8 protein-coding genes are annotated in these 11,033 nt (G+C 64.3%); 2 read left to right on the plus strand and 6 right to left on the minus strand.

Going from position 1 to position 11,033, the window contains the following annotated elements:
- Position 1 precedes the first annotated feature (1 nt).
- From IE125_RS16785 to IE125_RS16810, 6 genes are all read right to left on the minus strand, one after another.
- Positions 2 to 1,387 (minus strand): TAXI family TRAP transporter solute-binding subunit, encoded by a 1,386-nt coding sequence (locus IE125_RS16785; protein WP_229809177.1) that lies wholly within the window; start codon positions 1,385 to 1,387, stop codon positions 2 to 4.
- 139 nt (positions 1,388 to 1,526) lie between these two features.
- A complete protein-coding gene (locus IE125_RS16790) occupies positions 1,527 to 2,759 on the minus strand; it encodes a cation:proton antiporter (RefSeq protein WP_189445839.1) in 1,233 nt (410 codons plus the stop codon).
- 92 nt (positions 2,760 to 2,851) lie between these two features.
- Positions 2,852 to 4,072: a methionine adenosyltransferase gene (metK, locus tag IE125_RS16795; RefSeq protein WP_189445840.1), complete on the minus strand. Its 1,221-nt coding sequence runs from the start codon at positions 4,070 to 4,072 to the stop codon at positions 2,852 to 2,854.
- 442 nt (positions 4,073 to 4,514) lie between these two features.
- Entirely contained in the window at positions 4,515 to 5,324 is an 810-nt protein-coding gene (locus IE125_RS16800) for a class I fructose-bisphosphate aldolase (RefSeq protein WP_189445841.1), read from the minus strand.
- Positions 5,321 to 7,075, minus strand: a complete 1,755-nt coding sequence (locus tag IE125_RS16805) for a glycerol-3-phosphate dehydrogenase/oxidase (RefSeq protein ID WP_189445842.1) — start codon at positions 7,073 to 7,075, stop codon at positions 5,321 to 5,323. Before IE125_RS16805 ends, IE125_RS16800 begins: the two co-directional genes overlap by 4 nt.
- On the minus strand, positions 7,072 to 8,700 hold the full coding sequence (locus IE125_RS16810; RefSeq protein ID WP_189445843.1) for an FGGY-family carbohydrate kinase: 1,629 nt from the start codon (positions 8,698 to 8,700) through the stop codon (positions 7,072 to 7,074). The genes IE125_RS16805 and IE125_RS16810 overlap by 4 nt, the downstream gene beginning before the upstream one ends.
- Before the next feature lie 320 nt (positions 8,701 to 9,020).
- On the opposite strand from IE125_RS16810, the gene IE125_RS16815 reads away from it, so the two are divergent.
- Both IE125_RS16815 and IE125_RS16820 read left to right on the plus strand, forming a co-directional pair.
- Positions 9,021 to 10,118, plus strand: coding sequence for an alcohol dehydrogenase catalytic domain-containing protein (locus IE125_RS16815; protein WP_189445844.1), 1,098 nt, complete (start codon positions 9,021 to 9,023; stop codon positions 10,116 to 10,118).
- Between the two features lie 60 nt (positions 10,119 to 10,178).
- Positions 10,179 to 10,979, plus strand: a complete 801-nt coding sequence (locus IE125_RS16820; RefSeq protein ID WP_189445845.1) for a DeoR/GlpR family DNA-binding transcription regulator — start codon at positions 10,179 to 10,181, stop codon at positions 10,977 to 10,979.
- The last annotated feature ends 54 nt before the right edge of the window (positions 10,980 to 11,033 follow it).

The following is an 11,033-nucleotide window of genomic DNA, read 5'->3' on the forward strand; positions in this document are numbered from 1 at the left end:
GTCAGGACTGTGGCTCTTTGTCCTGGGCGTTCTCGCTGCCGCTCGTGTCACTGCCCTCGGTTGGCTCGGCGTTGTCTTCCGGCGTTTCGGCACTGGTCTGCTTTTCGGGGTTCGCCTCGGCACCATCGGCTTTCGTCGTTGCCGCCTCTTCGTTGGCCGGCATGCTCGCTGTCTCTTCCGACAGATCACTGTCGTCGCCAGAATGGGTGACGTCATCGGTCGACGCGTCGGAAGCGGTTCCGAGGGTCTCGTAGTAGGCTTCGGCTCCCGCCTGAATCGGCACGACCAGGTTCTGGTTCATCGTTGCCGGATCGAACTGCTTCAGCGCGCCGACGGAGACGTTGCCGGACTCGAGATAGTCGTGGAAGCGCTTGGCGAGCTCCTCGCCGACGTCGTCACGCATGTCGCCGCCGACGATCATCATGTTGCGGATCGCCACGGTATCGACTGCATCGCCCAGGTTGTAACGTTCGGGCGCGCCGGCCGGAATCTCGTAGGTCTCGTAGTACGGATACTTGTCGAGCAGCTTGGAGGCGACGTCACCCTCGACCGGCACGAAGGTGATGTCGGTGCTCTGCATCAGCCCGGTGATGCTGGAGTTGGGCACGCCCGAGGTGAAGAAGGCGGCATCGAGGTTGCCGTTGCTCATCTCGGTCACGCTGTCGGCGTAGCCGGTATGGCTGACCTGGGCGAGGTCGTCATAGCTCAGGCCGGCGGATTCCAGCACCTTCGCCGCGCTCTGCTCGACGCCGGAGCCGACCTTGCCGACACCCACGCGCTTGCCCTTCAGATCCGCGATGGAGTGGATGTCGCTATCGTCGGTCGCCACGACCTGAACCACGTTGGGGTAGAGGCCGGCGATCGCCTTGATATCGGCCGGATGGCCTTCGAACTGGTTCTGCCCTTTTACCGCGTCGTAAGCGACATCGCTCATGACAATGGCGATCTGGTTGAGACCGTCACTGATGTTATTGATGTTCTGCACCGAGGCCCCGGTCGAGACGACCTGAACGCCGTCGACAAGATCGCTCTGCTCGAACACGCTCTTGAGCGCGCCGCCGATCGGATAGTAGGAGCCGCCGGTGCCGCCGGTGCCGAAGATCAGATTCACCGGTTCGCCAGCACCTTCGTCCGAGTTTGCCATCGACTGGGAATCACCCGAAGCGGCGCTGTCGGATGACATTTCACCGGAGGAGGAAGCGCTCTGCGATGTCTCGCTAGACGCTTGCGATGAGGATTGGGTGCCACTGCTTGCCTGGTCGTCACCGTCGTCGCCGCAGCCTGCCAACAGGGCGCCGGACAGTCCCAGCGCCGCAATCAGCATGCCTGTACCCAGTGACTTCCTGCTCGATGATTCGCTGCCTGGCTTCGCTGTGCGTCGTGTCATGATTCACCCCGGTCGTCGTTCCCGTTTTTACGGGACTCCATTGAACAATCTGGCCCAAGAGTAAGTAACGACCGCCGGGGATACCATGAATTGAGCGCCAACTTAGACCAAAGTCTAAGCGGTGAAAATATCTCGAATTCTACGCCGTTGGCTTCAAGACGCGGCGCACCAGCGTCCCGATGGTCAGGCCCTGAGAGACGATGGAGAACAGCACGATCAGGTAAGTGACATTGAGCAGGATGTCGCGGGAGTCACCCGGCGGTAACGAGAGCGCCAGCGCCACCGAGATGCCGCCACGCAGGCCACCCCAGGTCAGCACGGCGATCGAGCCACGCCGAAAATGACGGTGGGCCAGCGAGACCGGAACGGCGACCACGATGAAACGCACCGCGATCAACAGCGCGATCAGCGGCACGGCAACCAGCAGATAGTTCCAGTGGAACGGCAACGCCAGCAGTTCCAGACCGATGATGACGAACAGTAGCGCGTTGAGGATTTCGTCGATCAGCTCCCAGAAGTCGTTGAGATGCTGCCGCGTCTGCGTCGACATCGCGTGAGCCCAGGCGTGGTTGCCCACCACCAGCCCCGCGACGACCATGGCGATCGGCCCCGAGACGTGCAGATGCGTCGCCAGCGTGTAGCCGCCAAGCACCATCGCAAGCGACAGCAGCACCTCGACCTGGTACTGGTCCACACGCTTCATCAGCGCATGCACGCCGTAACCGAGCAGCAGACCGAACAACACGCCGCCGCCGGCCTCCTCGACGAACAGCATCAGTGCGTGCCCGCCCGCCAGGGATTCACCGCTTTGCGCCGCCGAAAGCAGTAGCGTGAACAGCACCACGGCAACGCCGTCATTGAACAGCGACTCGCCGACGATGCGCACCTCCATGTCGTCCGGGGCACCGGCGCCACGCATGATGCCGAGTACCGCGACCGGGTCGGTGGGCGAGATCAAGGCCCCGAACACCAGACACCACGGCAGCGCGACGGGTACACCCAGAATGCCGAGCAGCCAGTGCGAGGCAAAACCGATCAGAATCGTGCTGACGATGGTCCCGAGAATCGCCAGCACGCCGATCGAGGCCCAGTAGTCGCGCAGTTTCTTGATATCGACATGCAGCGCGCCCGCGAACAGCAGAAACGACAGCATGCCGTTCATCAACAGCGAATCGAAATCGAGCGCCTCCACCCAGCCGCGCGTCAACGCCGCGGGCGCGTTGATTCCGACACTGGCGAGCCCCTGAATCACCAGCGACAGAAACAGCGCGATCACCATGACGCCGATGGTCGCCGGCAGATGGACATAGCGTTCGTTGAACCACGCCAGCACGGCGGTAACGGTCAACACGATGGCGGCGAGCTCGAGCACCTCACACTCCTTGGGAAACGGGTTTCAGACGAGGGATACAACGCAACGAACCCGCCGGAGCGGGTTCGTTGCAGACGGCGCCGGACGCGCGATCAAAGACCGGCAGCGGCCTTCAAAGCCTCGGCCTTGTCCGTCTTCTCCCACGGGAAGGCGGTGAAGGTTTCGGTCTGGGTTTCGCCATTGACGTCGGTCCAGGTATAGCTCGACTCGAACGGTTCGCGTCCGAAGTGGCCGTAGGCCGCGGTGAGCTGATACATCGGGTGCAGCAGATCGAGCATGCGTGTGATGGCATACGGGCGCAGATCGAAGTGCTCGCGCACCAGCTCGATGATCTTCTCCTCGGCGATCCTGCCGGTGCCGAAGGTATTGATCGAAACCGAGGTCGGTTCAGCCACGCCGATGGCATAGGAGACCTGAATCTCGCACTTGTCGGCGAGCCCGGCCGCGACCACGTTCTTGGCCACGTAGCGACCGGCATAGGCCGCGCTGCGGTCGACCTTGGACGGGTCCTTGCCGGAGAAGGCACCGCCACCGTGACGCGCCATGCCGCCGTAGGTATCGACGATGATCTTGCGTCCGGTCAGGCCGCAGTCGCCGACCGGACCGCCGATCACGAACTTGCCGGTCGGGTTGATATGGAAACGCGTCTTGTCGTGAATCCACTCCGCCGGCAGCACGTCGCGGATGATCAGCTCTTCGACCGCCTTGCGCAGCTCTTCCTGGGAAATGTCGGGATCGTGCTGGGTAGAGAGGACCACCGCATCGACGCCGGTCGGCTTGCCGTCGTCACCGTAGGTGAAGGTGATCTGGCTCTTGGCGTCCGGGCGCAGCCAGCCCAGGGTGCCGTTCTTGCGCAGCTCGGCCTGCCGCTCGACCAGACGGTGCGAGTAGTGAATCGGCGCCGGCATGTAGGAGTCGGTCTCGTTGGTGGCGTAGCCGAACATCAGCCCCTGGTCGCCGGCGCCCTGATCTTCCGGCTTGGTACGGTCGACGCCCTGAGCGATATCCACGCTCTGCTTGCCGATCAGGTTGATGACGCCGCAGGTTTCGCCGTCGAAACCCACGTCCGAGGAGGTGTAGCCGATCTCCAGTATCACCTGGCGCACCAGGTCTTCCAGATCGACCCACGCGCTCGTCGAGATCTCGCCGGCGACGATGGCGACACCGGTCTTGACCAGCGTCTCGCACGCCACGCGAGCCTGCTTGTCACGCGCGATGATCGCATCGAGCACGGCATCGGAGATCTGGTCGGCGATCTTGTCCGGGTGCCCTTCGGAGACGGATTCGGAGGTAAATAGAGAGTATTCGCTCATGCGTACGGTGTTCCCTTCGTTCACTGTGGGCGGCACGCAAACGGTGCCGCTGGCTTCTTGCGCGGCGCGCTCGCCACAGGCTTCGTCTGAAAACCGTCCGCCTGGAAACGTCGACCGAAGGACGCGTTGGCGCGGAGCTGTCCGGGCGGCGCAAGCTGCTCCGGACAAGTTTTCGGGCGGAGCCTGAGCGGCAAAGCGACGCTCGACATCCCTGTCGCGAGTATGGCATTCATCGCCCGATCGGTCAGGCCTGAAACATGGCCCGAGCAAGACTCGAGCGAGAGACCCAGGCACGCCCAAAGTCAGGCGGCAACGATGCGCGAATGGCTCGTGGCAAGGGGACAAAAGTCTACACACTGAATCGCTAGCTGCCTATCTTTCTCCACCGCGCTCTTCCACAACCCTCTTCTACTGCCCTCTTTCACCGCCCTCTTTCACCGCCCTATGGCCCGGGCCCGTGAACGATATCGATGAGCTGTTCGATACCGAGCGTCACCGCCTCGCGCTGCCAGGCGTTGCGACCGAAGATGACACCACGCGCGCCACCCTCGAGCGCCTCCCGCGTGAAGCGCTCGAGCGCGGCGGCGTCGTTCATCGCCGCACCACCCAACACGAGCACCGGCACCGGTACGCTCTCGACCAGTGCACGCATCTGCTCTCGACAGCCCGTAAACTGCGTCTTGATCAGGTCGGCACCCAGCTCCGCCGCGATGCGCGAGACCCGCGCAATGCGCCCGGCATCGAGTTCGACCGACTCCCTCGCGCCCCAGACCACCGCCTCGACGATCAGTGGCAGGCCCAAGGCTTCGCACTGACGCGCCGTGCGCGCCACGGCTTCGACGTTATCGGCTTCGAGTCGCGGATCGTCGTAGCCGGAGATCAGGCACATGACGACGGCATCGGCGCCTAGCGCCTGCGCCTCGGCCGGCGTCGCAATCAGCCGATGCTGTTCGGCACCGCCGAGCGTGAAGTCGCCAACCATCGGATAGTCGATTCGCACCACCACGGCGGGCGCGCCGCGAAAGGCGAAGAGATCGCCGCAGCGCTTGAGTAAGCCCGGCGACAACAGCACCGCCTCCGGGCGCGCCGCGACGATAGATTCGACGGTTCGACGCGCATCGATGGCACGTTCCATCGGCCCCGCCAGCAGCGTGCGGTCGAACGCCACCATGCAGCTCAATCCCGTCTCGCGTCGAAAGAGCCGGCCAACGCGCAGCGCGCAGGCGCCCTTATCGTGTGTCGATCGCGTCATGCCGGCTCTCCATTCCCGGCCATCGCGCTGCCGCTATCGTCCAGACGGACGCCGTGACGGTCCGCCGCCAGCGTTGCCACCCGCGCTGTCTCTGCACGTCGACGTTCGTCCGACCAGCCCAGCGCCGCGGCGCAGATCGTCGCGGTCTCCTCGATCGTGGCGCGATCGAGTCGCGCGGAAAGCGCGATGGGCAGACGGCGGAACAGCAGGTCGTCGAGATGCTCGACCCGTTCGCTGCGACAGACTCTGTCGATCTCGCCGAGGGTGAAGTCCGGCAGCGTCTGCAGCGGCTCCAGACCGTCCTCGACGCCCTGGCAGTACGCCGCGACGGTCTCGCCATGACTGCCGTAGCGCGCAAGCCAGCGCGCCGCCAGACGCCGGTCGCCCTGACAGCACGCCGCCACGCGCGAAAGCCAGGCGTGTCGGTCATGATCGCCGTGGGGATAGTCACGGCCGCCGCCAATCGCCAGCTGCTCGGTGCTCAGCTCGCGGCGGCGACCGAGTCGTCCTAGCACGCTGTCGGCCACCTCTTCGGCGAACCCGCGAAACGTCGTCCACTTGCCGCCGACCAGTGACAGCAGCGGCAGCTCCCCCAGCCGGTTCTCGACGATGGCATGGTCGCGGCTGATCTGACCGGGGTCGTCGGCATCGCTGCGCGGCAGCGGCCTGACGCCGCTATAGCGATAGCGCACGCGTTCGGGGCCGATCTCCACCTTGGGAAAGAGATAGCGCACTGCTTCGAGCATGTAGTCGCGCTCGTCGTCGTCGCAGATGGCTTGATCCGGATCCGTGCAGCGAATGTCGGTCGCGCCGACCAGCACATGCTCCATGAAGGGGTAGATCAGACAGATGCGCCCATCGGGCGTTCCGAAATAGATCATGCGGCCGTCGAGCTGGCGTCGGATTGCCGGCACGTCGACGATCAAGTGCCCACCTTTGGTACCGCCGATATGGGCCGTTTCGACGCCGAGCGTTCGGTTGATCTCGTCGATCCAGGCGCCGCCGGCGTTGATGACGATCCGGGGACGCACGGTAAAGGCGTTGCCTTTCTGGTCCTCGAAGTTCACCGACGCATCGTCGGCGCCGACCAGGTCGACATGGTTGAGCCCCATCGCACCGCGATGCGCGCGGCAGCCCTCGTCGATCAGCTCGAAGCCGAGTCGCTCCGCCTGTGTGATTGCCGCATCGAAATAGGTATGCAGCGCTTTCACGTCGCCGCGGATATCCGGCAGAGACGCGCGGACACGGCGGCCGAACATCACAGAGTGACGCGGCATGCTGCGAAAATGGCGACCGAAGAAGTCGTAGAGCGTGAGCCCGAGCTCGCTGATCAGCACGCCGCGGTCATCGATCTTCGCCGGCTGACGAAAGAAGCGCCGAATCGACGGCCAGATCCCCCCCCACCAGCTATGGGTCGGCATCGCCGTTCTGAGCGGATGGACGACGTGCGGGGCATTGCGCAACAGCAGATTGCGCTCGCGCGTGGACTGGGCCACCAGACGAAACTCGCCGGTCTCCAGATATTTGAGACCGCCATGGATCAACCTCGATGGCGCGGCGCTCGCCCCGGCACAGAAGTCCTGCTTGTCGACGATCAGCACGTCGACGCCCTGCAGCGCCAGATCACGGAACACACCGGCGCCGTTGATGCCAGCGCCGACGATCAATACGTCCACCGTCGGATTAGCCACCAGCCGCGCGATCGTTTCCCGCCGTGCGGCGGCCGAGTTTGCTACACCTTGGTCGCTCATAGGCGCTTCGACTCCTTTGCGGAAAGCGTATCGTGGGCAAGGCGGCTGTCCGACGCGCCGACCGAGGACGATTTCTCGACGCTCGATGTCTCGGCCGTCGATGCCTCTGCGGACAGGGTGGCGTCTGCCTTGACGTTGAGTTCGTCCCACAGCGAGCTGAGCGCGTCGATCGATCGCTGATAGCGCTCGAAACGGCGCTGGCACTCACGCTGGTTCCCGGTCTGCGGTGGGTAACGATGGTCGATCTCGCATGTCGTCGCGGCGGCGTCGATGGATTCGAAGACGCCCGACGCCACGCCGGCACAGATCGCCGCGCCCCAGGCCGCAGCCTCTTGCGTGGCGCTCGTCTCGACCTCGCGCCCCAGGATATCGGCGAAGAGCTGTGCGAGCCGCGGCGAATGACTGCCACCGCCGGTGATTCGCGTGCGGCGGATCGTAAAGCGCGAGGCCAGCGCATCGACGTGCACGCGATGGTTGAATACCACGCCTTCGAGAATCGCGCGCAGCACATGCCCGCGCTCGTGCCAGCCCTGCAAGCCGAACAGCCCGGCGCTGGCTGGCGCCGCATAGGGCGAACCGTAGAGAAAGGGGTGGTAGATCAGTCGAGAATGACTGGCGAAGGCCTCGTCCAGCGCAGACTCCATGTCGGCCAAAAATGCCGCCGTGCCACCGTCACCGGGTTGCCCCCACTGGCGGTGAAACCACTCGAGATTGCTCGACGACGCCGGCGAGATGGCCATGTTCATCCACTGCCCGGGCCTCAGGCCATTGCGGGTCGCCCAGCGTGCATCCGGATGCGGCGACGCCGAGAACACTTCATTGATACTGAAAGTGCCCGCTGCAATGGTGAGCATGTTTGCTTCGACGTTGCCCAATCCCACTGCGCTGGCGGTCACGTCATGCAGTCCGGTCGCCACCGGCGTGCCAGCCACCAGGCCGGTCATCGCTGCTGCCTCCGGCGTCACGTATCCGGCAATCTCCTCTGGCAGCCGCACCGCCGGCAGCGCCGGGAAGACGGACTCGATGCCCAGCAAGGCCAGGCCTTCGCGGCTGTAGCGCTGCGACGTCACATCGGTATAGCCGGTACTCGCTTCGGTGAAGTCGGTCGTAACCTCACCGGTCAACTTCAGGCGCAGCCAGTCCTTGCAACTCAGCGGGTGACCTAGCGCGGCGTAGCGCTCCGGCTGCCGGGCCTGCATCCACGCCAGCAGCGACACGGGGGAGAAGGCAAACGGCACCTGGCCCAGGTGCGCCAGTGCCTGATCCTGCACGCCTGACTGACGCCAACGCTCGACGACACCTGCGGCACGACTGTCGAGCGAGGTCACCGCGCGACCCAGCGGCTGGCCCTGACGATCGACCGGATAGAGCCCATCGCCGTGGCCTGTCACGCCGACCGCGACGATATCGCCGCCGCCAAGTCCCGCGTCTTTCAGCGCCCGACGGATCGCCTCGGCGGCACTCTGCCAGACCTGAGCCATGTCTCGCTCGACCCGGTGCGCCTGCGGATGTTCGAGCGCCACACACTCACGACCGACTCCCGCCACACGGCCGCGCTCGTCGAAGATCACCGCCTTGGTCGAGCTGGAACCGCCATCCAACCCCAGTAGATATCCACCCGACATGGTTCTCCTCCGATCCGATAGAGACGGCCGAGCTTATCTCGACCCTCACCGTCGACCTTTCTGTCTGTCCTGGCGTCCCCGCCCTGCCATTTCTAACATCGAAGTGTGATAAAAGAGCCCTAGACATTGGTGCAACATCGGCAAACGGGTGTAATGAAAAACCTTGTTTTTAAAGGACTTTAAATTTATTTCATCAATCGCCCCAGACCTCGATACCAAAGTCATAGCGCGCCATATAACGTCAAAATGTTATCCCTGCATGAAGAAACTCGGACACGACGACACTGTGACGCGAGCGTAGCGGCTCGCAAGGAGAGACCATGACGGCGACCGTTCCCCTACCCGATACCATGCAGGCGGTCGTCTGCCATGGGCCGAACGACTATCGACTGGCCTCGGTACCGACGCCCAACCCGGGACCGAACGAGCTGATACTGAAGGTCCATGCTTGCGGCATCTGCGGCAGCGACCTCAAGTGTCGTGACGGGGCCGCCATGTACTGGGGTGACGGCGAGCGCTTTGCGCCCTTCGTGAAACCACCGATGATCGTCGGTCACGAGTTTGCAGGCGAGGTCGCGGCTCTGGGCGACGGCGCCGCGGAACACTTCGGCGTGGAGCTTGGCATGCGCGTCGTGCCGGAGCAGATACTGCCCTGCGGCAAATGCCTCTACTGCCGTCGTGGCCATTACTGGATGTGCGAGGTGCACAACATCTTCGGCTTTCAGGGTGGGGTCGCCGATGGCGGCATGGCCGATTATCTACGCGTGCCTGCCAACGCCATCCTGCACCCGGTCGACCCGAGGCTTTCACTCGACGACGCGGCGTTCCTCGAGCCGCTGGCCTGCGGCATCCATGCCGTCAATCGCGCCGAGATCCAGTTCGACGATACGGTCGTGATCGCCGGTGGCGGGCCGATCGGCCTGGCGATGGTCCAGCTCGCCAGGCTCAAGACGCCGAAGCGGCTGATTCTCGTCGACACCCATGACGATCGCCTGACACTGGCTCGTGAGTTCGGCGCCGACCACGGCTTCAACCCGCACCGCGACGATATCGCCAGGGAGATCCGCGCGCTGACCGCTGGCTACGGCTGCGATGTCTATATCGATGCCACCGGTTCGCCGAGCGGCGTGATCCAGGGGCTCGAGTCCCTGCGCAAGCTCGGGCGCTTCGTCGAATTCAGCGTCTTCAAGGAACCAACCAGCGTCGACTGGTCGACCATCGGCGACCGCAAGGAGCTCGATATCCGCGGTTCGCACCTCTCGCCGCACACTTACCCGGTAGCGATCGACCTGCTGGCGCGCGGATTGGTGACGACGCGCGGCCTCGTCACGCATCATGTGCCACTGGCCGAGTTCGAGCGTGGCTTCGAGGTCGCCGCCCGCCGCGACTCGATCAAGGTCGTGCTGACGATGGCCTGACCACCGCCGTGCCACCAACGGCGTGAACCCCAGAATGTCTACCGCTCAACAAGGGCCTAGATGACTCATCCCGAGACCGGCGGTACGACCGCCCCCAGAGGCGCCCGCGCGCGCCGCCAGGCGATGCTCGATCACCTGATCCAGGCCGGATCGGCCCAGGTCGACGAGCTGGCATCACGTTTCCAGGTCAGCCGCATGACCATCCATCGCGACCTCGATGAGCTCGTGGCACAGGGCATGGTCCAGAAGCAGCACGGCGGCGCGACCACGCGCGCCTCCAGTATCTTCGAGAGCAATTTCAGCCTGCGCCGTCACATCGCGGTCGCCGAGAAGCACGCCCTGGCTCAGGCGGCACTGGCGGAAATTCATGAGGGCGAGTCGGTCGTGCTGGATGACTCGACCACGGCGGCGGCGCTCGCCGCCCTGCTGCCGAGCCGTAAGCCCCTGACCGTCATCACCAACGGACTGGAGAGCATCGAGCCGCTCAGATCAGCCAACGGCATCAAACTGATCACCCTCGGCGGCGAATACCAGCCACGCTTCAACGCCACCTTCGGCCTGCTCTGCGAGCAGACGATCGCCAGCCTGCGTGCCAACGTCGCGGTGCTCTCCGCATCCGCCATTCTCGGTACCACGGCTTACGTACAGGACCCGGCGGTGACACAGATCAAACGTGCCCAGATGGCGGCCGCCGAACGGCGCATCCTGCTCGTCCACAGCGCCAAGTTCGGCCGCAGCGCCCTGCACCGGCTGGCCGATCTTACCGAATTCGACCTGGTGCTGATCGATAGCGGGCTTGCGGGGGAGTATCGCCAGGCATTGGATGATGTCAGCGTCAGCTATCGACTGATCACGTCGTAACGTTCCAGATAGCCCACCTCACCGACAAAACCGCCGCGGGCCATTCGGCCCGCG

Source organism: Salinicola rhizosphaerae (assembly GCF_014652715.1).
Lineage (GTDB): Bacteria > Pseudomonadota > Gammaproteobacteria > Pseudomonadales > Halomonadaceae > Salinicola > Salinicola rhizosphaerae.

Coding starts and splice junctions, on each gene's coding strand:
- IE125_RS16785 (WP_229809177.1), bottom strand. CDS start 1,387: ATGACACGACGCACAGCGAAGCCAGGCAGCGAATCATCGAGCAGGAAG.
- metK (WP_189445840.1), bottom strand. CDS start 4,072: ATGAGCGAATACTCTCTATTTACCTCCGAATCCGTCTCCGAAGGGCAC.
- IE125_RS16800 (WP_189445841.1), bottom strand. CDS start 5,324: ATGACGCGATCGACACACGATAAGGGCGCCTGCGCGCTGCGCGTTGGC.
- IE125_RS16805 (WP_189445842.1), bottom strand. CDS start 7,075: ATGAGCGACCAAGGTGTAGCAAACTCGGCCGCCGCACGGCGGGAAACG.
- IE125_RS16810 (WP_189445843.1), bottom strand. CDS start 8,700: ATGTCGGGTGGATATCTACTGGGGTTGGATGGCGGTTCCAGCTCGACC.
- IE125_RS16815 (WP_189445844.1), top strand. CDS start 9,021: ATGACGGCGACCGTTCCCCTACCCGATACCATGCAGGCGGTCGTCTGC.
- IE125_RS16820 (WP_189445845.1), top strand. CDS start 10,179: ATGACTCATCCCGAGACCGGCGGTACGACCGCCCCCAGAGGCGCCCGC.